17 protein-coding genes are annotated in these 20941 nt (G+C 61.4%); 5 read left to right on the top strand and 12 right to left on the bottom strand.

Annotation, left to right across the window (positions count from 1 at the left end):
- Window positions 1–72 precede the first annotated feature (72 nt).
- On the bottom strand, window positions 73–1725 hold the full coding sequence (locus tag JAB6_RS15285) for a CTP synthase (RefSeq protein ID WP_070303504.1): 1653 nt from the start codon (window positions 1723–1725) through the stop codon (window positions 73–75).
- A gap of 246 nt (window positions 1726–1971) precedes the next feature.
- On the opposite strand from JAB6_RS15285, the gene JAB6_RS15280 reads away from it, so the two are divergent.
- Window positions 1972–2379, top strand: a complete 408-nt coding sequence (locus JAB6_RS15280) for a PRC-barrel domain-containing protein (RefSeq protein WP_034750714.1) — start codon at window positions 1972–1974, stop codon at window positions 2377–2379.
- Between the two features lie 126 nt (window positions 2380–2505).
- Here the strand turns inward: JAB6_RS15280 and JAB6_RS15275 are convergent, their stop codons facing one another.
- The 5 genes from JAB6_RS15275 to JAB6_RS15255 all read right to left on the bottom strand — a co-directional run bounded on the left by JAB6_RS15275 (window position 2506) and on the right by JAB6_RS15255 (window position 7805).
- Window positions 2506–4764: a TonB-dependent receptor gene (locus JAB6_RS15275; RefSeq protein ID WP_070303503.1), complete on the bottom strand. Its 2259-nt coding sequence runs from the start codon at window positions 4762–4764 to the stop codon at window positions 2506–2508.
- 30 nt (window positions 4765–4794) lie between these two features.
- A complete protein-coding gene (locus tag JAB6_RS15270; protein ID WP_083292743.1) occupies window positions 4795–5574 on the bottom strand; it encodes an energy transducer TonB in 780 nt (259 codons plus the stop codon).
- Window positions 5571–5996 (bottom strand): TonB system transport protein ExbD, encoded by a 426-nt coding sequence (gene exbD / locus JAB6_RS15265; protein ID WP_070303502.1) that lies wholly within the window; start codon window positions 5994–5996, stop codon window positions 5571–5573. Before exbD ends, JAB6_RS15270 begins: the two co-directional genes overlap by 4 nt.
- A 3-nt stretch (window positions 5997–5999) precedes the next feature.
- On the bottom strand, window positions 6000–6746 hold the full coding sequence (exbB, locus tag JAB6_RS15260) for a tonB-system energizer ExbB (RefSeq protein WP_070303501.1): 747 nt from the start codon (window positions 6744–6746) through the stop codon (window positions 6000–6002).
- 141 nt (window positions 6747–6887) lie between these two features.
- Window positions 6888–7805, bottom strand: a complete 918-nt coding sequence (locus JAB6_RS15255) for a ChaN family lipoprotein (protein WP_070303500.1) — start codon at window positions 7803–7805, stop codon at window positions 6888–6890.
- A gap of 275 nt (window positions 7806–8080) precedes the next feature.
- Here JAB6_RS15255 and JAB6_RS15250 point away from each other — a divergent pair, with 275 nt between their 5' ends.
- Window positions 8081–9397: an FAD-binding oxidoreductase gene (locus tag JAB6_RS15250; protein WP_175444553.1), complete on the top strand. Its 1317-nt coding sequence runs from the start codon at window positions 8081–8083 to the stop codon at window positions 9395–9397.
- A 77-nt stretch (window positions 9398–9474) separates the two neighbouring features.
- On the opposite strand, the gene JAB6_RS15245 is transcribed toward JAB6_RS15250, so the two are convergent.
- The 4 genes from JAB6_RS15245 to JAB6_RS15230 form a co-directional block, all read right to left on the bottom strand.
- Entirely contained in the window at window positions 9475–9948 is a 474-nt protein-coding gene (locus JAB6_RS15245) for a GNAT family N-acetyltransferase (RefSeq protein ID WP_235194203.1), read from the bottom strand.
- A 39-nt stretch (window positions 9949–9987) separates the two neighbouring features.
- Complete coding sequence (locus JAB6_RS15240; RefSeq protein WP_070303498.1) at window positions 9988–13131, bottom strand: error-prone DNA polymerase; 3144 nt, start codon at window positions 13129–13131, stop codon at window positions 9988–9990.
- Between the two features lie 112 nt (window positions 13132–13243).
- Window positions 13244–13594 (bottom strand): transcriptional regulator, encoded by a 351-nt coding sequence (locus JAB6_RS15235; RefSeq protein WP_070303497.1) that lies wholly within the window; start codon window positions 13592–13594, stop codon window positions 13244–13246.
- Window positions 13591–13956: a DUF6516 family protein gene (locus JAB6_RS15230; RefSeq protein WP_070303496.1), complete on the bottom strand. Its 366-nt coding sequence runs from the start codon at window positions 13954–13956 to the stop codon at window positions 13591–13593. The genes JAB6_RS15235 and JAB6_RS15230 overlap by 4 nt, the downstream gene beginning before the upstream one ends.
- A 144-nt stretch (window positions 13957–14100) precedes the next feature.
- Here JAB6_RS15230 and JAB6_RS15225 point away from each other — a divergent pair, with 144 nt between their 5' ends.
- Entirely contained in the window at window positions 14101–14886 is a 786-nt protein-coding gene (locus tag JAB6_RS15225) for a PhzF family phenazine biosynthesis protein (protein WP_070303495.1), read from the top strand.
- A gap of 165 nt (window positions 14887–15051) precedes the next feature.
- Complete coding sequence (locus tag JAB6_RS15220; protein WP_083292742.1) at window positions 15052–17454, top strand: TonB-dependent siderophore receptor; 2403 nt, start codon at window positions 15052–15054, stop codon at window positions 17452–17454.
- Between the two features lie 73 nt (window positions 17455–17527).
- Here JAB6_RS15220 and JAB6_RS15215 read toward each other — a convergent pair whose 3' ends face one another.
- On the bottom strand, window positions 17528–17917 hold the full coding sequence (locus JAB6_RS15215) for a GNAT family N-acetyltransferase (RefSeq protein WP_217494634.1): 390 nt from the start codon (window positions 17915–17917) through the stop codon (window positions 17528–17530).
- A 114-nt stretch (window positions 17918–18031) separates the two neighbouring features.
- On the bottom strand, window positions 18032–18565 hold the full coding sequence (locus JAB6_RS15210) for a histidine phosphatase family protein (protein ID WP_070303492.1): 534 nt from the start codon (window positions 18563–18565) through the stop codon (window positions 18032–18034).
- Between the two features lie 163 nt (window positions 18566–18728).
- Here JAB6_RS15210 and JAB6_RS15205 point away from each other — a divergent pair, with 163 nt between their 5' ends.
- On the top strand, window positions 18729–20927 hold the full coding sequence (locus tag JAB6_RS15205) for an OsmC domain/YcaO domain-containing protein (RefSeq protein WP_070303491.1): 2199 nt from the start codon (window positions 18729–18731) through the stop codon (window positions 20925–20927).
- Window positions 20928–20941: the final 14 nt, after the last annotated feature.

Below are 20941 nucleotides of genomic sequence, written 5' to 3'. Positions count from 1 at the left end.
CAAAGAAACTCCCGGCGGGAACCATCAGGCCGGGAGCTGTCTTACGGGTAATACTGTCGCGATCGACCGGCGTTATTCAGCGACGGCGTTGGCTTCTTTGTGCGCCAGCGCTGCCTTGATGAACGAGGTAAACAACGGATGGCCGGTGCGTGGCGTCGACTTGAACTCGGGATGGTATTGCACGCCCATATACCATGGGTGGGCATTTTCACCCGTGCGTGGCAATTCCATGATTTCGCACAAATCTTCGCTCGGCGTACGGGCCGAAACGATCAGGCCAGCCGCTTCGACACGGGCCAGGTAGTGATTATTGGCTTCGTAGCGATGACGGTGACGCTCGGTCACCACGCTGCCGTAGATCTCGGCGGCGAGGGTGCCCGGATTGACGGCGCAGGTCTGCGCGCCCAGGCGCATGGTACCGCCTAGGTCCGAGTTTTCATCGCGCAACTCGACTTTACCATCGTGGTTTTGCCACTCATTGATCAGTGCAACGACAGGTTGATCCGTATCAAGGTCGAACTCGGTCGAATTCGCGTTCGGCATGTCTGCCTTGTTGCGCGCGTATTCGATCAGAGCCACTTGCATGCCCAGGCAGATGCCCAGGTAAGGGATCTTGTTTTCACGGGCGAACTGGGCCGCCTTGATCTTGCCTTCCACGCCGCGCTTGCCGAAGCCGCCCGGTACCAGGATGGCATCGTACTTGCCCAGGCCGTCGCAGCCGGTCGTTTCGATTTCTTCCGAATCGATGTACTCGATGTTGACGCGGCTTTCCGTGTGGATGCCGGCGTGGCGCAGCGCTTCGATCAGCGACTTGTACGACTCGGTCAGCTCGACATACTTACCGACCATGCCGACGGTCACTTCCGCCTTCGGGTGTTCCATCGTGTAGATCAGCTTGCTCCAGATCGACAGGTCGGCCGGTGCGGGATCGAGGTCCAGCGCATCGCAGATGATCTTGTCGAGACCCTGGTCGTGCAGCATTTGCGGCACTTTGTAGATGGTGTCGACATCCCACACGGAAATGACGGCGTCTTCCTCGATGTTCGAGAACAGCGAGATTTTCGCGCGCTCGTCTTCCGGGATGGCGCGGTCGGCGCGGCACAGCAGCGCGTTTGGCAAGATGCCGATTTCGCGCAGCTTTTGCACCGAGTGCTGGGTCGGCTTGGTCTTCAGTTCACCGGCCGAGGCGATGTAAGGCACCAAGGTCAGGTGGACGAAGGCCGTGTTCTTGCGGCCGGCGCGCAGGCTCAGCTGACGCGCCGCTTCCAGGAATGGCAACGATTCGATATCGCCGACGGTGCCGCCGATTTCGCACAGGGCCACGTCGTAGCCTTCGGCGCCACGGCGGATGTAATCCTGGATTTCATTGGTGATATGCGGAATCACCTGCACGGTCTTGCCCAGATATTCGCCCCGGCGTTCCTTGCGGATCACCGATTCATAGATCTGGCCAGTGGTGAAGTTATTCACCTTTTTCATGCGGGTGGAAATGAAGCGCTCGTAGTGACCGAGGTCGAGGTCGGTTTCGGCCCCGTCGTCGGTGACGAATACTTCACCGTGTTGCATAGGGCTCATCGTGCCAGGATCGACGTTGATATACGGGTCGAGCTTGAGCATGGTGACTTTAAGGCCGCGCGATTCGAGGATCGCGGCGAGGGAGGCGGCGGCAATCCCTTTTCCAAGGGAAGACACAACGCCACCAGTGACGAAGACAAATTTGGTCATTGCAGATGGTGCCGAACGGCACGTGCGGGAAATTGAAATTATACACTAAAGCCCGCCTGCGTCGCCTCCCGCGCGCGGAAATTTGCGCCAAATACCGACTATCCCTCCCCCTCCTGCTGTCTACGCACAACAAAATTGCAAGCTAGCAATAACTGAAATATTTCCAATTCCATACTTTATGTGGGAGAGCGAACAGACCCTGCCGCACCCTGGCGGCACACTGGCATTTTCAACAGGAGGTCCATCATGAGCTACGAAGAACGCGACGCCTACGGCATGTATGTCAACCGCGGCCACAAAGGTCCCGGCCCTGAACTGATGGGTGCAGACACCCTGATCGGCGACCATGTGCACAACGCCAAGGATGAACATCTGGGTGAAATCAAGGAAATCATGATCGACATGCGCAGCGGCAAAATCGCCTACGCCGTCATGTCGCACGGTGGCGTGTTCACCATCGGCGAAAAACTGTTCGCCGTGCCGTGGGAAGCGCTGCTGCTCGACACCGTCAACAAGCGCTTCACCCTCAACGTCGACAAGGAACGCATCGAAAACGCACCCGGCTTCGACACCGATAACTGGCCGAACATGGCGGACCAAGCCTGGGCGACGTCGATCCATAGCTATTATGGAACGACGCCGCGCGAGTATTAAGCGAGTATTAATTAACCCAAAACGAAGAGCTGGGGTCGTACCCTGCAGGGGGAATCCGGCCCAATGGGCCGGATTCCGATTCCGAAGGAAACGACCCCGGTGCTTGTACCGGGTACCGGGGTTTATTTAAAACCGGCACTCCAGCCCCGCCACATACGTCCTGCCCCGCGCCGTACTCATCGGCGTGTTGTCCTGTGACTGCGACGGCATCGAGTTCAGCCGGTTCAGCGCTTCCGAATAATTCTTGTCCATGGCGTTCTGCACCGACAGGCGCAGGAACAGGTTTTTCGTCACTTGCCAGCTCGCATACAAATCGATCACGGCCGGGATCTTCGGATTGTCCACCTTCGCCACTTCCCCCGTCACCGCATCGGCTTCATTGTCCGGCGACAGGCGGCGGTTCGATCCCGTGTGCTTGATGATGGCGCCCACCTCCATTTTATTGTCCAGCAAGCGCGTGCCCACGTCGAGGTTGTAGTAGGTGCTGGGCAGCTCGCTGATGTCGGACGCGCCAAACCACGCGCTGGCGATCGAGGTGGGCTGGCTGGTCTTTTCACGCGTGTACGACAGCCGCGCAAAAGCCGGGCCCAGCTGATACTGGGCTTCCAGTTCCCAGCCGCGCGTGCGTACGGGCGTGGCCGAGTTGATGTAGATATACATATTGGTCACGTATTCGTCGACAGTCTCCCAGTCCGTGGCGATCACTTCCGAGATATTGCACTTGCGCCCGTTGTCACAGACGAGGAAGGACTGGCTGGTGATATAGCCGTCGATCTTGCTCTTGAAATACAGCGCCTTGAAGTTCAGCGCATCGTTGGCGCTCAGCAAACCGTGCAGGCTGGAATTGAAGCCCAGCTGATAGGTCGTCGCTTTCTCGCCCTTCAAAAACGGGTTCATCGACGCGCCGCCGTCATTCGAAAAAAACACTTCCTGCGGATTCGGCCCGCGCATGGTGCGCTCGGCGCTGGCAAACGGCTGGAACCATGGCGTGACCTGCGCGGAAACGAGCAGCGAAGGATTGATCCCGTGTTCCTTCAGCGCGATATTCGCCTCCCCTTGCGGGAAGCATTTCACGCGCTCGTCACAGGCCGGCTTGTAGCCCGTCAATTCAAAACGCGTGTAATTGAGCCCGGCATTGACCTGATAGATGCCGCGGTTGTATTGCAGGCCCGCATACAGGCTGTCGATCTTTTGCTTGCCGACCGGGCCAAAGGTATTGTTTTCAATCGATTGCCGGTTCGCGTCCGGATTGTCGGGATCGTCGACGAGGCTTTCCACGTGCTTGCTGTATTGATTGCGCATCAGCTTGCCGCCCACGGTCACCAGCGCATCGCCGCCCGCCAGCTTGAAGCTGCTCGTGTTGTTGATGTCAAAGGCGTCGGCGCGGTTGGCCGTGCTCGTGTTGACGAAATTGATCAAGGCTTCCGGCATGTATTTCTGCTTGCCACGGCTGCTGCTGGCCGTCACACTCAGATCGATCAATTCCGAAAACGGCGTGTAGTGATATTTCACATAGTAATCATCGCTCTGGATATCGCGGCGCGTAAACGTATTGCGGTAATCGCGCGCCGACAGTTCCAGCACATGGAAGTCGCTCAGTTTGAGGTCCAGCTTGAGCAATTGCGACTTCGGCTTTTGTTGATAGAAACGGTTGTAGCCGAAGCCGAATTGCTCGCTATCCATGCCCTTGCCGTTCTTGTAGTTGTTGCCGATCACGCTCGCGCTCGTGGCCGCCATGAAACCGACGCTGCCGCCATCGAAGGCGGGGTTTTTCATGGCCACGGCCAGCATGGCGCTGCGTCCCACGCCGTTATTGCCAGCGGACATTTTCGTGCGCGCGCCCACCTTCTCGCCCGCAAACACCACGTCATCGACGCCGATGGTGCGGAAGTTGGCGCTGCCGCCCAGCGCATTGACGCCGTCGCCACCGACGACATTACCGCGCGACACGTCCACGCCGATGATGAAATTCGGGTCGATCAGGGCGCCGAACTGGCTGCTTGGCACGCTACCATGCGCCACTTCCGACGGTGCGCTGCCATAGTAATTCTGCGTCACGCCATCGACCATGGTGTTGACCCGGCCAAAGCCGGACAGGCCGCGGATGTTGACGCTGACGGCGCCCTGCGCCGGATCGATCTGGGTAAACGTGCCCGGCATACCGCGCAGTATCTGGTCGACCGGCTGCAAGCGCGTATCAGCGCCGCGCGCACTGACGGCGCCCGGTTTTTCCAGCGCCTGCTGTTCCGCCGACACAGCCTCGCCCGATACGTTCAGCGGCGAAAACACGACCTTGCCACTTTCTTGTGCCTGTTGCGCCCATCCCTGCTGCGCGAGCAAAGCCATGCAGATGCCCACGGCCTGCGTCATTGTCTTGATATGCATACACCCTCGATTTCTTATGTGATTGAAAATTCAGCTGGCGCCGTGGCCGCTCTCGGCGTCGAGCTTGAACGACACGGGCAAGGTCACTGTCACCGTGCCCTGGTGCAGGACGTTGTCGGGCGGCGCCGGCAGCGGCTGCGCGCGCTGCAGCACTTGCAGCGCTTCGCGGTCGAGCAGCACCGTGCCCGATGAGGTGACCAGTTCGCTGGCCAGCAGCTTGCCGTCGCGGTCCACCTGGAAACGTACCCAGGCGGCGCCGGCCCGCTTGCGCTGGCGCGCGTCGCCCGGATAGCGCTTGAAATGGGCCAGATGGCCCAGCACGCGGCTTTGCCAGCTGACGGGCGCGGCATTGGTCGACGGCGTATCGCTATCGAATGGCGCCGCCTGCGGACCGCGCACGGCGGCCGGCGCCGGCGTGGCGCTGCTGCTCGCTTGCGCGGGCACGGACGCTTCCTTCGCGGCATCCTTGCCAGAATCTGTTGACGGGCTGGGCGTTGTCTTTTCCTCTTTTTCAGCGGCGACAATCTCCGGCGCGGCGGCGCGCGCCAGCACGGGAAGCGCCTCTTGCCTGGCCGTGCTCTTTTTGGGTTGGGCGGCACTGGACGCCGCCGAGTGGCGCGCCCCTGCCGCTGCCGCTTGCCGTGTTTCCGGCGACATCGCTTGCGCGGCAAACACCACCATCACGCTGGCGGCCGGATTGGCGGGCGCCACGCTGACGGGCCGCCAGCCGGCCCACAGCAGCAGCGCCAGCACGGCGGCCACTACCAGCGACGTGGCGATGCCCCAGCTCAATATCGGACGCGGATTCACCCGCCCTCCCGGCCCACCAGGCCCACTTTCAGGTAGCCGGCCTGGCGCAGGGCATCCATCACGCCCAGCACGTCTTCATACGCCGCTTGCTTGTCGGCCTGGAAAAACAGGGTGCGCTGGCGGTCACCGCCCGTCTGCGCGTCGAGCAGGCTGCCCAATTGCTCGCGCGCCACGGGTGCCTCGCCCAAGTACAGGCTGTGGTCCGCTTTCAGGAAAACGAACAGGGGCTTGTCGGGGCGCGGTTCCGGCTTGGCCGTGGCGGCCGGCAAGTCGATTTTCAGGTCGACGGTGGCCAATGGCGAGACCACCATGAAGATGATCAACAGCACCAGCATCACGTCGATGAAGGGGGTGACATTGATCTCGCAGAGTTCCGGCATGTCGGCCGTGTCGTCATCCGGCGTAGGGAACAGGGAAGCCATGGCTCAGGCCTGCTTGCGCGCGTCGAGGTCGCGGCTCAGCATCAGCAGCACTTGTGCGGAAGCGGCGCGCAGCTGCGCCTTGTACTGGTTGATGCCCCGGCTCAAGACGTTGTAGATGACGACGGCGGGAATCGCCGCCACCAGGCCCAGGGCGGTGGCCAGCAAGGCTTCCGCAATGCCGGGCGCGACTGTCGCCAAATTCGTGCTCTGGCTGACGGCGATGCCGATGAAACTGTTCATGATGCCCCACACGGTGCCGAACAGGCCGACGAACGGCGCCACGGCGCCGATGCTGGCGAGCAGGCCGATGCCTTGCGTCATGGCGCGTACCTGCTGCGCAATGAACTGTTCCTGGCGAAAGCCGGCCCGCTCCTTCAGGGCCGCCGCCGGCGCGCTGGCGTGCGACAGAGTCAGTTCCTGCTGCACGTCGCCGAGCAGCTGTTGCGCCAGCACGGACGCCCCGCTCTTTGCTGCCGCGTCCGGCAAAGAAGTCGCCGTCTTCAGCACGGCGACGGCTTGCGCCGCCGTGCGCCGGGCTTGCAGCAAACTGGCGCCCTTCACCAGCAAGACCACCCAGGTGGCCAGCGCGGCGACCAGCAAGCCGATGAGTACGCTTTTGACGACCTGGTCGGCAGCGAAAAACATGCCCAGCGGCGACATGTCGTGCGGCAAGGTGGACGCTTGCGCCTTGGCATGCAACACGGAAAGAACGACGCCGCAGGTAGCGGCTTTGAGACAGGAGATACGCATGGAAGCTTCAACAGGTAACAGGCATGGCTGCGCCAACGGCGCGCACGCGCATGCAAAAAAATCGGACGAACTACCTGGCTGCTGCGAAGAAGCTTGCTGGGGGAGAATGCCGGGCTGAACGCCCGGCGGAGGTAAAACGGTTTACTTGGCGCTGGCGACGGCGGGCGCAACAACCGGCGTGAACCAGACGAAATCGGCCTGCGGCGCCTGGACGGCCGCGCCCTGCTGCGCCAGGACCAGCACCAGCGGCGCGGGGCCGCCCGTCAAGTCCTGTACGTGCAGCGGCACGCCCAGGTCCTTGTGTGCATGGTAGGCGCCGGCGATCAGCACGGCAGGCGTGGGTGCGGCCAGCAGGCGCTCGGCCATGCGGCGGTCGCGCTGCTGCTGCACCGACAGCATGGCGGCCAGGCGCGGTTCGTCGATCTGGTTGTCGTGCATGACGCGGATGATGTCTTTCAATTTGTCATGCACCTTGCCATCGTTGGCCAGGTTCGAATGCTTGCCCTGCACGGCCGGCTTCTCGATAAACATTTGCTTGATCTCGCTGCGGTCCAGGTTGGCCGACCAGACGGGATACGGCGCGCGCATCACGGTCATGACCAGGTCGCCATATTGCGCCCACTTCCAGTTCGGCTGCCAGGCCACCAGCTCGGCCACGTGTTCGGGGCGCACGACGGGGTCCGTCTGCAGCCACGGCTTGACCTTGTCCACCTTGGCTTGCTGGTCCGGGTTCAGCATTTCCAGCAACACGCTGCCTTGCGGACGCTGGCCCTGCAACTGCTGCAACAGCCATTGCTCGATCTGGTGATGGCTGAGCTGGTCATGCTGCTCGCCCACGATGACACGCGGCGCGGCGGCCAGCTGGGCCAGCAATTGCTCGGCAGTCACGCGCTTGCCGCTGCGCAGGTCAACGATCTCGCCCAGCTGGCGCACGTCTTGCGCAACGGCAGGCGCAACCGCGGTGGCGCCGGCACCGGTGACGGGTGCGACGCTGCTGCAAGCGCTCAGGGCCAGTACGCAGGCGGGCAGGACGGCGGCGAGGGACAGGGGGAATCTCATGGGCATGGCCTTTCGGGTTGAAGCACGCATTGCAAAATAACTACTGGCGGGCATTTTAATAGAAATGATTCTCATTTACAACCACCGCGCGGCGCATCATGTGGAATTTTTTACAACTGGCAAAAATAGTGCTTCGGTAAAATCTCCAGGTGCGGGGTAGAATAAAAAAACGGAGGACTTGCGTGAATCAAACTGACCAGTTGGCGGTACTGAAAAAACCGCTGTCAGACTCTCTTGCTGCCGTACTTTCCCTGATCTTTGCCGACCGCTTTTCCATGACGCAAGCCATGCGCGAACACCATGGACGCGACGAGTCGAGCTATCCCCCCATGCTGCCAGACGCCGTCATCTTCGCCCATTCCACCGAGGAAGTGGCGGCCGCCGTCAAGCTGTGCAGCGCGCACGACGTGCCCATCATCGCCTACGGCAGCGGCACCTCGCTCGAAGGCCACGTACTGGCCCTGCATGGCGGCGTGACGATTGATCTGTCGCAAATGAATCAGATGGTCGCCGTGCATGGTGAAGACTTGACGGCCACCGTGCAGGCAGGCGTAACGCGCAAGCAGCTCAATGAAGAAATCCGCGACACTGGCCTGTTCTTCCCCATCGACCCGGGCGCCAATGCGTCTTTGGGCGGCATGGCGGCCACGCGCGCCTCGGGCACGAACGCCGTGCGCTATGGCACCATGCGCGAAAACGTACTGGCCCTGACCGTGGTGACGGCCGATGGCCGCATCATCAAGACGGGAACGAGGGCGAAAAAATCGTCGGCCGGCTACGACCTGACGCGCTTGTTCGTCGGCAGCGAAGGGACGTTGGGCATCATCACGGAAGTGACCGTGAAACTGTATCCGCTGCCGGAAGCGATCTCGGCGGCCGTGTGTTCGTTCCCCGGCACGGGCGAAGCCGTCAGCGCCGTGATCCAGACCATCCAGATGGGCATTCCTGTGGCGCGGGTCGAGTTTCTCGATGAAAATGGCGTGAAAGCCATCAATGCCTACGACAAGATGGCGCTGCCGCAAAAGCCGCTGTTGCTGTTTGAATTCCACGGCACGCCGGCCAGCGTGGCCGAGCAGGCGCAGCTGGTGCAAGCCATCACGGCCGAACACGGCGCCAGCGATTTCGAATGGGCCAGCCGCCCCGAAGACCGCTCGCGCCTATGGGCCGCGCGCCACAACGCGTATTTCGCCCTGCTGCAGATGCGCCCCGGCAGCCGCGCCATTTCCACCGATTGCTGCGTGCCGATTTCGCGCCTGGCCGAATGCATCCTCGCCACCAAGGCCGATTGCGAAGCACAGGGCCTCGTCTACGCCATCATCGGCCACGTGGGCGACGGCAATTTCCACGTGCAGATGCTGGTCGACCCGGACGATCCGGCCGACATCGCGCGCGCGGAAAAGGTCAACAGCGACATGGTCACGCGCGCCATCGGCATGGATGGCACGTGCACGGGCGAGCACGGCGTGGGCATGCACAAGATGGCGTTCCTCGTGGAAGAACATGGTGTAGGCGCCATCGACACCATGCGTGCCTTGAAACATGCGCTGGATCCGAAGAACATCATGAACCCGGGGAAGATCGTGCGCTGGTAATCAATACCAACCCAAAAAGCAAATGCCGGGGTCGTACCCTGAGGGTACGCCCCCAGTCCTTGTCGTTGGGGTGATTTTTACAATTCCATGCGCATCGGCACGAAGGCGATGCCGCCCTCTTCCACCTTCGGCCCCGTGGCGACAAAGCCCAGGCTCGTGTACAGGGGCAAGGCATACAGCGAGGAGTTGACGGTAAAGGCCGTCACATCGCCCCTGGCCAGCGACGCATCGCGGGCTGCCTGCCACAAACGGCGCGCCATGCCGCGCCGGTGCAGGGCGCGCGGCACGAACATGTGGAACAGATGCGTGTTGTCGCGCATGGCCACGACGCCGGCCAGCTCGCCGCCGATATGCGCGAGCTGATACGCGTAGCGCGACTGTGACAGATAGCCTTCAATGGCTGGCTGGCGGCAGTGTTCGATGAATTTTTCCGCTCCGGCACCATCCGGATGCAGGGTCAAAAAGGGCATCAGGTCGTCGATCAGGGCAACGATGGCGGGCGCGTCGGCGACGAGGGCGGGACGCAGTGTCGGTTCGGGTAATGTTGTCATTCTTAAATAATGCCATGCCCTCCTCCCCGCCTGCAACTCTCAACAGAAATCCCGGCTGCTGGTGCGCAAGCGTCCCAGCAGATGCGACATGTCGACCAGGCGCTTGGCCACCAGGTTGAGCACGATGCCCTCGCGCTGCCACACGCCGTACACGCCCAGCAGTGGCGCACTCAGCACTTCGCGCCGCTGGCTTTCCACCAGGTCGGGCCAGACGATGACGTTGACGGTGCCCGTCTCGTCTTCCAGGGTCATGAAGATCACGCCCTTGGCCGTGCCCGGCCGCTGGCGCACGGTGACGATGCCGCAGGCGCGCGCCACTTGCCCGCTCGTGTACGTCATCAGCGTGGACGCCGGCATGAAACGCTGTTCCAGCAATTGCCTGCGCAGCAGCGCCAGCGGGTGACGGCCCAGGGTCAGGCCTTGCGCGCGGTAGTCGCTGACGATGCTCTCGCCTTCCGTCGGCGCGGCCAGCATGGGCAAGCCTTCCTCTTGCGTCGTGGCGCGCAGCAAATCCCTGTCGGGCACGGCGCCGGCCGCCTGCCACAGCGCTTCGCGCCGGTGCCCGGCCAGCGCGTGCAGGGCGTTGCCGGCGGCCAGCACCTGCAAATCATGACGGTCCAGGCCGCCACGCAGGGCCAGGTCGGCCACGTCGACAAAAGCGGCAATGGCGCGCGCATCCTCGATACGCTGGGCGGCCTCGGCACGCATGCCGAACAGGCTGTTCAAGCCCAGGCGCACGGCGGGCGCGGCCCCTTCCACAGTCTCTTCCAACGTCGCTTCCCAGGCGCTGATGGCCACGTCGACAGGCAGCACCTGCACGCCATGCCGGCGACCATCCTGCACCAGTTGCGAGGGACTGTAAAAGCCCATGGGCTGGCTGTTGAGCAAGGCGCACAGGAAGGCGGCCGGTTCGTGGCATTTCAGCCAGGAACTGGCGTACGTCAACAGGGCGAAACTGGCCGCGTGCGACTCGGGAAAGCCGTATTCGCCAAAGCCCTCGATCTGGCTGAAGATGGCCTCGGCAAACTTTTTCTCATAGCCATTGTCCACCATGGCATTGACGATGCGGTCATGGTAATTGTTCATGCCACCCTTGCGTTTCCAGGCCGCCATGGCGCGCCGCAACTGGTCCGCTTCGCCGGGCGTGAAATCGGCGGCGATGATGGCCACCTGCATCACTTGCTCCTGGAAAATGGGAATGCCGAGGGTGCGTCCCAGCGCCTTTTCCAGGCCTTTCGGATACTCGACCAGTTCCTTCTGCTGGCGGCGCTGCAGATACGGATGCACCATGCCACCCTGGATGGGGCCGGGGCGCACGAGCGCCACTTCGATGACGAGGTCGTAGAATTCACGGGGCCGCAGCCGGGGCAGCATGCTCATCTGCGCGCGCGACTCGATCTGGAACACACCGATGGTGTCGGCCTCGCACATCATGTCGTAGGTGGCCGGGTCTTCGCGGGGAATATCCTGCAGGCGGAACTCTTCGCCGCGCCGCGCACCGACCAGTTCCAAAGCGCGGCGCAGGGCCGACAGCATGCCCAGCGCCAGCACGTCGACCTTCATCAAGCCCAGCTCCTCGAGGTCGTTCTTGTCCCACTCGATGACGCTGCGCTCGGCCATGGTGGCGTTTTCAATCGGCACCAGGCGCGACAATTTTCCATGCGCAATGACGAAGCCGCCCGGATGCTGCGACAGATGGCGGGGAAAGCCCAGCAGCTGCTGCGCCAGGCCGGCCCACTGCTGCGACAATGCCGCTTCCGGGTCGAGCCCGCATTCGGCAAGGCGCTCCAACAGATCGCGCTTGCCGTCGAACCAGCGGTGCGCCTTGGCCACTTTTTCCACGATGGCCAGGTCGATCCCCAGCGCCCGGCCGCTGTCGCGCAAGGCGCTTTTCGGACGGTAGCTGATCACCACGGCGGCCAGCGCAGCCCGCTCGCGCCCATATTTTCCGTAGATATATTGAATCACCTCTTCGCGCCGCTGGTGCTCGAAGTCGACGTCGATGTCGGGCGGCTCGTTGCGCTCGCGCGACATGAAGCGCCCGACCAGCGAATTGCCGCGTGCCGGGTCCACTTCCGTGATGTGCAGGCAATAGCAGACGGCCGAATTGGCGGCCGAGCCCCTGCCCTGGCACAGGATGTTTTGCGAGCGGGCAAAGCGCACGATATCGTACACGGTCAAAAAGTACGCTTCATACGACAGCTCGGCGATCAGATCCAGCTCCTGCTCGATCTGTTCCTGCACGTTGGCCGGAATGCCCAACGGAAAGCGGAGACGCGCGCCCGCATATGTTTCCTCGCGCAGATAGGTCGCCGGCGTGTGGCCGCCCGGCACCAGTTCGTCGGGATAGTCATAGTGCAGGCTGTCGAGGGAAAATTCGCACATCTTGGCGATGCGCAAGGTTTCCGCCAGCGCTTGCGGCGGATACACATTGGCCAGGCGCAGGCGCGCGCGCAAATGCTGCTCCGCATTTTGCGCCAGCGCATAGCCGCATTCGCCCACGGGCTTGCCCACGCGAATCGCGCACAAAGTGTCGAGCAGGGGCTTGCGCGAACGCACGTGCATGCACACGTGGCCGACGGCCACCACGGGCAAACCCTGCGCCTGCGCCGCCTCTTGCACGGCGCTGCGGTGCGCGTCATCCTGCGCCCGCTGCAGCAGGTTCAGGCCGATCCAGCTGCGCTCGCCGCCAAAGGTGGCCGCCATCCACGCCCCCTGTGCGCGCACGGTTTCCGGCTGGGCCGGATAGCTGGGCAGCAAGATCATCAGACAGCCGGGCAGCCCCTGCAAATGCGCAAACTCGGCCGAAGGCGCCGCAAAATCGTCGGGCGTCAGCAAATAGCGCCCCTTGGCCGCCCGCGTGCGCGCCATGGTAATCAGTTCCGACAAATTGCCATAACCGTCGATGTCCCGCACCAGCGCCAGCAAGGACAGGGCCGGACTGCCGTCGGCCTGCGTCAAATGAAAATGCGCGCCGATAATCAGCGGAAAACCGGCCCGCTTGGCCGTCGCATGGGCACGCACGACACCCGCCAGCGAGCACTCGTCGGTGATGGCCAGCCCCTTGTACCCGAGCTGGACGGCGCGCGCCACCAGTTCTTCCGCATGCGAGGCTCCATGCAGGAAGCTGAAATTGCTCAAGCAGTACAGCTCAGCATACTCGGGTAAGACGGCGCCCCACATGATCTACCTCAATACTGTATATAAACACAGTATATTATACGCATCTGGAAGAGGTGGCCGAGAAGCGCAACAGCTGTTGATTTAGAAAGTCAAAAGCTGAGAGCATGAAAAGTCAATGCGCGACAATACGAAACTCAGTTGCGGTGGCGATGGGACGAACTTGATTGCGCTCCCGTTTCAATTCCACGATGCCGTAGTTGGACATGGTTTTCAGTGTCCGCGACAGATTGCTCGGTTTACGGCCCGTTGTCTCAGCCAAGGCCGAGATGGATTCCGGTTGCGTTTCCAGAATCACGTGCAGCAATGCCCGGTTTTCGTCGCTCAGGACTTCCGCCAGCGATTTGATGGAAGTGAACCAGACTTTGGGTTCGTTCAGCTTCGGTTTATAGGTACCACGAGCGATGGCGAGCACGCGTTCGCGGATTTTCTCTTGCGGCATGATGCCAATAAAAATCGGTTTCATTGCTTTTTTACCTCCAGCAAAATGCGGTCCACGTCAGCAAAGAAATCATTGATCAGATGCTGTGCGTCCTTGAATTCGTATGGCACTCCCTGATCTGAGGGATGACGGTGTTTATGGTCAAAAGTCACGATACGTCCCGCATATTTGAATTTCTTTGGCGGCTTCACCATATGGGCATTGTCGTAACCGAGGATGCGTTTGCCATACGGTTCGTGCAACGTCAGCGAGTAGCGTATGCCATGGGGGATCTCATCCGATGCCTTTGTCCGCCTGGCTTCTATCTTGATCCAATAGCCGCCATCCTGGTCGAGTATGGAACCGTCGAGGTCCAGCAATGTATCAATGGCAGGATCGATCCACATGCGGCAAAGTATATCATCAGTTGATATGCAGCTTCCACGAAGGCGTCAATAAGCAGAGCCTTGTCGCTACAGGCTGGCAGGATTGCAAGAGGCGTTGCGCATATTTTCGTTTATGCTCGTGTTTTACCTTATGCCTCGCCCACCATGATCGTCCACTTCTTAAAATGTTTCGGCGCCGCACCCGGTGGCGGCAATGCGGCGCTGGTCGTGGAAAACGACGACAACAGCGAAACGGCGCGCCAGCAATTTGCCCGCGAACGCCAGGTCAGCGCCTGCGTCTTCCTCGACCGGCAAGCGGACGGAGGCGTCGTGCTCGACTATTTTTATCCGCACACGCGCAGTCCCCTGTGCCTGCATGCCACCCTGGCGGCCGCGCATGTGCTGCTGACGGCGCCTGGCGCACCGGCAGCCTTGACGGTGACCACGGCCATGCGCGGGCAAGCCTTGCAGCTGGTGCGCCGCGCGGAAGGTCTATTCATCGGCCTGACACCGCAACCGGCGCCTGCCGTCATGGTGGAAAAATATGTGCCGTCGGAACTGATGGGCCAGCACATGCACTTGCTGTCGCCGCCCGTGATCGCCTCCGTCGGCAGCCCGAAGCTGCTGCTGGAAGTGGCAGACCGCACCACCCTGCGCGCGCTGCGGCCGAACCTGGAACTGATCGCCGACTGGAGCGCCTTGCATCAAGTCAACGGCTGCTATGCATATTGCCGCACGGGCGAGCACGAGTACGAGGGACGCAACTTCAACCACCTCGACCCGGCGCTGGAAGACAGCGCCACGGGCGTGGCGGCGGGCGCGCTGTCAGCGCATTGGCAGCAGTCGCTGCGCCTGCATCAGGGCCACGTGACGCAGCAGCCTTGTTTGATCGAGGTGCAATACAGCGCGCAAGCAATCTGGGTGGGCGGCATGGTGCAACGCAGCACCTGAACGGGGCATGCCGCACCAGTACAAGGCAAGCCGGGCAGCGGCGAAAAGATAATCAACCAGGAAACAACAGTTACTACAAATTTGTAATAACAAAACAAAGTATCGCTGGTGAATGATGAAATGATGGCACTAGAATCAAGTCACAATACCACTTGGAGATACTGCGTGCCGACCCTCACCACCTTGCGTAAAGCAGTCCTCATCAGCCTGTACGGCAGCGCCGCCCTGGCCGCCTTCAGTCCCGCCGCCATGGCGCAGAGCAACGACCCTGCGGCCACAGAAGGCCCCGTACAAACGGTCAGCGTGGTCGGCTCGCGCAGGGTCGCCAGTTCCTCCACCGATACGATGGTGCCGGTCGATATCATTCCGATTTCCAAGGTGGCCGAGCAAGGCGGCCAATTCGACCTGGCGCAATCGCTGCAATACATCTCGCCCTCGTTCAATTCCACGCGCCAGACGGGCGCCGACGGGGCCGACCTGATCGATTCAGCAGCCCTGCGCGGCCTCGGTTCCGACCAGACCTTGGTGCTGGTCAACGGCAAGCGGCGCCACACGACGGCCCTCGTCAACCTGTTTGGCGCGCGCAACCGCGGCAACACGGGCACGGACATGAATGCGATTCCCTTGTTGGCGATCAAGAACGTGCAAGTGCTGCGCGACGGCGCCGCCGCCCAGTACGGCTCGGACGCCATTGCCGGCGTGATCGACATCGAACTGAAGAAAAGCCTGGGCTGCGAAGCGGTGGCCGGCTACAGCCAGTATTCGGAAGGCGACGGCAAGAATTACATGACCTCGGCCTACTGCGGCATCGCGCTGGGCGACAAGGGCACCCTGGCCATCACCGGCGAATACCTGGACCGGGGCCGCTCGAACCGGGCCGATTCCGACAGCATGCGCATCATCGGCGACACCAAATCCAAAAATAAAACCCTGTACGTGAATGGCGACTACGCCACCAGCGGCACGGGCAAGCTGTACTTCACTGCCGGCGCGCAGACACGCGACGCCTCGAGCGCCGCATTTGGCCGGGGCGGCATCGGCAGCGATGACATCCCGTCGCGCAATTCGGCCGCCATGTACCCGGACGGTTTCGTGCCTTTCATTAACGGCAAGATCGACGATCAGTACGCCACCATCGGCCACCGCAGCCAGATCGGCGAATGGCATGCGGACTTTTCGCAAACCTATGGCTACAACAAGATGCGCTACGACATCAGCAATACGCTGAACGCCTCGATCGCCAACCTCGACTTGATGAACGGCGGCAAGGGCGTCAGCGCCAGCAGCTACGACGCGGGCGGCTTCTCGTTCCAGCAGCTGACCAGCAACGCCGACTTCAGCCGCTACTATGACACGGTGATGCGCGGCATGAACGTGGCCTTCGGTGCCGAATACCGCAGCGAGGAATACAAGATCATGGCCGGCGAACCGGGCTCCTACAACGACGCCGACGGCGTGGGCGTGGGCGGCAATGCGGGCAGCCAGGGCTTCCCCGGCTTCCAGCCCGGCGACGCCACCAAGGCCAAGCGCCACAGCATCGCCGCGTATGGCGACGTGGAACTGGAATGGACGGAACGCCTGAAAACCCAGGCAGCCTTGCGCTATGAAAAATTCAGCGACTTCGGCTCCACCGTGACGGGCAAGCTGGCCGGCAGCTACAAGCTGGCGCCAAACGTGCTGCTGCGCGGTTCGGCCAGCACGGGTTTCCGCGCGCCATCGTTGCAGCAAGTGTATTTCTCGTCCACCTTCACCGACTTCATCGGCGGCGTGCCCACCGACGTGGTGCTGGCGCCGAACGGCGGCACCGTCGCCAACGCGGCCGGCATTCCCAAGTTGAAAGAGGAAAAATCCACCAGCTTTACCTTGGGCACCACCTGGACGCCGACGCAAGCCATCTCCGTCACGGCCGACCTGTACAACATCAAGATCAAGGACCGCATCGTGCTGTCGGGCCGCTTCAATGCCGACAATTACCCTGACCTGGCCGCGCGCCTGGCCCTGTTGGGCGTGGGCGAGGCGCAATTCTTCGTCAACTCCATCGACACGCGCACGCGCGGCCTGGACCTGACGGCTTCGCACAAGGGCGAGCTGGCCGGCAACCGCCTGAATACCTTCGTGGCCTTGAACTTGAGCAAGACGGAAGTGACGAAAGTCAAGACGCCCGCCTCGCTGACGGGCTTCGAAGATGTCTTGCTGTCCGAGCGCGAACGCCTGTTCATCGAACAGGGCGGCCCGCGCGCGAAAGCCACGCTGGGCTTCGACTACATCACGGGCAAGCTGGAATCGGATCTGCGCATCATCTATTTTGGCCCGCAAACCCTGGGCACCTTCAGCGGCACGGCCGAAGGCGTACCGAACGCCCGCTACAAGACCAAGACCTCGGCCGACCTGAGCTTTACCTACAGCATCAGCAAGAACACCAAGCTGACTTTCGGCGGCAACAACATCTTCAACGTCAAGCCCACCACGCAAAACGCGGATGAGACGGATAACGGCTTCAAATACGACAGCGTGCAGTTCGGCCTGAACGGCGCTTCGTATTTCGGACGGCTGTGGGTAAAGTTCTGACCACCGTATCCACCTAAAAAAACAGCGGCTGCGCCAGCATGGGCAGCCGCTGTTTTTATGTCGGCATCACCATTCAATGCTCATCGCCCGCATAGATCCACATGGGCTCTGTTTTCCCGGCACGAACAAATCCCACGGATTCGTAGAACGCGATGGCCTTGCCGTCCGCCGTCAGCATTTGCTGGTGAAATCCCGCATATTTTTCCAGCATGGCCGCCATCATCTTTCTGCCGACGCCCTGGCCCTGCGCCATCGGATCGACGAGCATATGCGGAAAGTAAACAACCAGATGGCCATCGGAAATGGCATTGCCGATGCCAATCAGTTTGCCATCGGCACGGGCCGTCACCAGGCTGTGGGAATTGCGCAGCGCAGCCATCAGCTCTTTGGGCTTTTCCGCGGACGACCAGTGATTGGCCTTGTAGAGGGCTATCACTTCTTGCTCGGTGATCACATCATTCATGGAAATTTGCATCGGCACGGCCTTCTTTATGGATGACGCTGACCTTCGCAATGGGAAGGTCCAAGCGTTTCGATCACATCACCATCTATTGTATCGATCCACGCCCCGCCAGTTTCACAACTCGTAGACGCCCATGCTCCAGTACCGGCTGCCTTGCCTGTTGCGGGCAAGCCAACCCAATGCCTGCAGTTCCCTGCCGATCAAACGATTCATGATGCCATGTCCGACCAGCAGCACAGGCCCCTTGGCGGCAAGCGCAACAAGCCGCTCGGCGGCGGCCCTGGCACGCTGCCGGGTGAGCGTCAGCGAGTCCGAACCGCGCGCATAACCGCAAAGCCACAGCAGGCGGAAAATCACTGCCCAGGCTTGAGGCGGCAACCAGGGCGCTTTCCAGAGCGCAAAGGGAAGCTCCGCTTCCGTGAAAATCGCCTCTTGCGTGAATGGCAAGTCGCCCAGCACCCTGGCCGTCGAGCATGCCCTGGGTGCCGTGCTGGCCACGATGGTCGACGCGGAAAGCGCTGCCACGGGGCACTCCGCAGGGATACTGCCCTCCTTGATCAGCGATTGATTGTAGAGATCAATCCACTGTCCCATTTGCATGGGCGCTATCCAGCCGCCCTTGGCGAGTTGCGGCTCGCCGTGACGCATCAGTGTTATTCGCATGTTCAGTTCGGTCGCCTCGCATATTTATCAGCCTGCCTCATTGCCCCGACGGTGCCCGGCCAGCACGGCCGCAGTGAACAATGTTTGCCCTGCGGCAGAAAGCACGGATAATAGCGCCTAACTCATAAGCACTGTATTGGATTACCTCATGGAAATTAAAGTCAACTTTCTCGACAAGCTGCGTCTCGAAGCCAAGTTCGACGATTTTACGGTCATCGCCGACCAGCCCATCCGCTACAAGGGCGATGGCTCGGCGCCTGGCCCGTTCGATTACTTTTTGGCATCATCGGCACTGTGCGCGGCCTACTTCGTGAAGTTGTATTGCGATACGCGCAATATTTCCACCGAAAACATCCGCCTGTCGCAAAACAATATTGTTGATCCAGAAAACCGTTATCAGCAGATTTTCAAGATCCAGGTCGAGCTGCCGGCCGATATCTCGGCCAAGGACCGCCAGGGCATCTTGCGCTCGATCGACCGTTGCACGGTCAAGAAAGTGGTACAAACGGGGCCCGAGTTCGTGATTGAAGAAGTGGAGAACCTGGACGCCGACGCCCAGGCTTTGCTGGCCTTGAATCCGGCCCCTGGCGCGAGCACCTATATCGTCGGCAAGGATTTACCGCTGGAACAGACCATCGCCAATATGTCGGGCCTGCTGGCGGGCCTGGGCATCAAGATTGAAATCGCCTCGTGGCGCAACATCATTCCGAATGTCTGGTCGCTGCATATCCGCGATGCGCATTCGCCCATGTGTTTCACCAACGGCAAGGGCGCGACCAAGGAAAGCGCGCTGGCGTCGGCCCTGGGCGAGTACATCGAGCGGCTCAGCAACAACCATTTCTACGCCGGTTCGTTCTGGGGCGAGGACATCGCCAACGCGCCATTCGTCCACTACCCGAACGAGCGCTGGTTCAAGCCGGGCCGCAAGGATGCGTTGCCGAAAGAGATACTCGATGAGTATTGCCTGGACATCTACAATCCCGATGGCGAGCTGCGCGGCTCGCACCTGATCGACACCAACTCCGGCAATGCCGAGCGCGGCATCTGCTCGCTGCCGTATATGCGGCATTCGGATGGCGAAATCGTGTACTTCCCCTCGAACCTGATCGAAAACCTGTACGTCAGCAATGGCATGAGCGCCGGCAATACGCTGGTTGAAGCACAGGTGCAATGTCTGTCGGAAATTTTTGAACGGGCCGTCAAGCGCGAAATTCTCGAAGGCGAAATCGCCCTGCCCGACGTGCCGCATGAAGTGCTGGCGAAATACCCGGGCATCGTGGCCGGCATCGCCGGCCTGGAAGAGCAAGGTTTCCCCGTGCTGGTCAAGGATGCGTCGCTGGGCGGCGTGTACCCGGTGATGTGCGTCACCCTGATGAACCCGCGCACGGGCGGCGTGTTCGCCTCGTTCGGCGCGCACCCGAGCCTGGAAGTGGCGCTCGAGCGCAGTCTGACGGAATTGCTGCAGGGCCGCAGCTTTGAAGGCCTCAACGACTTGCCGCAGCCCACGTTTGCCAGCGAAGCCGTCACCGAGCCGAATAACTTCGTCGAACACTTCATCGATTCGAGCGGCATCGTCTCATGGCGCTTCTTCAGCGCCAAGGCCGATTACGATTTCGTCGAGTGGGATTTTTCCGGCCACGGCGAGAACTCGAATGCCGAGGAAGCGGCGACGCTGTTCGGCATCCTCGCCGGCATGGGCAAGGAAGTGTACACGGCCGAGTACGACCAGCTGGGCGCCACGGCCTGCCGCATCCTCGTGCCCGGGTATTCGGAAGTGTATCCAGTCGAAGATCTGATCTGGGACAACACCAACAAGGCGCTGCTGTTTCGCGCCGATATCCTGAACCTGCATAAGCTGGACGATGCCGGCCTGGAAGACTTGCTCGACCGCCTGGAAAACAGCGAGCTCGACGAATACGGCGACATCGCCACCCTGATCGGCATCGAATTTGACGAAAATACGGTCTGGGGCCAGCTGACGACCCTGGAATTGAAACTGCTGATCCATCTCGCCCTGCAGCAGTTCGAGGAGGCGAAAGAGCTGGTGGAAACCTTCCTGCAGTACAACGACAACACGCTCGAGCGCAAACTGTTTTACCAGGCCATGAACGTGGTGCTGGAAGTGGAACTCGATGACGCGCTGGAACTGGACGACTACGTCGTCAATTTCCGCCGCATGTTTGGCAACGAACGCATGGACGCGGTGCTGGGCTCGGTGGAAGGCAGCGTGCGCTTCTTCGGCCTGACCCCGACCAGCATGCAGCTGGAAGGCCTCGACAGGCATCAGCGCCTGATCGACAGCTTCAAGAAGCTGCACGCGGCGCGCGCCAAGGCGGCGGCTCGCTAGCACCACCACTTGGA

It is taken from the genome of Janthinobacterium sp. HH104, from assembly GCF_001758715.1.
GTDB lineage: Bacteria > Pseudomonadota > Gammaproteobacteria > Burkholderiales > Burkholderiaceae_D > Janthinobacterium > Janthinobacterium aestuarii.
Note: the sequence above shows the minus strand (reverse complement) of the source record. Positions and strands in the feature narration are given on the sequence as shown.

What these genes read in the sequence shown, in the direction of transcription:
- JAB6_RS15280 (WP_034750714.1), top strand. Translation starts at nt 1,972, where the DNA reads ATGAGCTACGAAGAACGCGACGCCTACGGCATGTATGTCAACCGCGGC.
- JAB6_RS15235 (WP_070303497.1), bottom strand. Translation starts at nt 13,594, where the DNA reads ATGAAACCGATTTTTATTGGCATCATGCCGCAAGAGAAAATCCGCGAA.
- JAB6_RS15205 (WP_070303491.1), top strand. Translation starts at nt 18,729, where the DNA reads ATGGAAATTAAAGTCAACTTTCTCGACAAGCTGCGTCTCGAAGCCAAG.
- JAB6_RS15215 (WP_217494634.1), bottom strand. Translation starts at nt 17,917, where the DNA reads ATGAATGATGTGATCACCGAGCAAGAAGTGATAGCCCTCTACAAGGCC.
- JAB6_RS15240 (WP_070303498.1), bottom strand. Translation starts at nt 13,131, where the DNA reads ATGTGGGGCGCCGTCTTACCCGAGTATGCTGAGCTGTACTGCTTGAGC.
- JAB6_RS15275 (WP_070303503.1), bottom strand. Translation starts at nt 4,764, where the DNA reads ATGCATATCAAGACAATGACGCAGGCCGTGGGCATCTGCATGGCTTTG.
- JAB6_RS15225 (WP_070303495.1), top strand. Translation starts at nt 14,101, where the DNA reads ATGATCGTCCACTTCTTAAAATGTTTCGGCGCCGCACCCGGTGGCGGC.
- JAB6_RS15230 (WP_070303496.1), bottom strand. Translation starts at nt 13,956, where the DNA reads ATGTGGATCGATCCTGCCATTGATACATTGCTGGACCTCGACGGTTCC.
- JAB6_RS15255 (WP_070303500.1), bottom strand. Translation starts at nt 7,805, where the DNA reads ATGAGATTCCCCCTGTCCCTCGCCGCCGTCCTGCCCGCCTGCGTACTG.
- JAB6_RS15285 (WP_070303504.1), bottom strand. Translation starts at nt 1,725, where the DNA reads ATGACCAAATTTGTCTTCGTCACTGGTGGCGTTGTGTCTTCCCTTGGA.
- exbB (WP_070303501.1), bottom strand. Translation starts at nt 6,746, where the DNA reads ATGCGTATCTCCTGTCTCAAAGCCGCTACCTGCGGCGTCGTTCTTTCC.
- exbD (WP_070303502.1), bottom strand. Translation starts at nt 5,996, where the DNA reads ATGGCTTCCCTGTTCCCTACGCCGGATGACGACACGGCCGACATGCCG.
- JAB6_RS15245 (WP_235194203.1), bottom strand. Translation starts at nt 9,948, where the DNA reads ATGACAACATTACCCGAACCGACACTGCGTCCCGCCCTCGTCGCCGAC.
- JAB6_RS15250 (WP_175444553.1), top strand. Translation starts at nt 8,081, where the DNA reads ATGACGCAAGCCATGCGCGAACACCATGGACGCGACGAGTCGAGCTAT.
- JAB6_RS15210 (WP_070303492.1), bottom strand. Translation starts at nt 18,565, where the DNA reads ATGCGTCACGGCGAGCCGCAACTCGCCAAGGGCGGCTGGATAGCGCCC.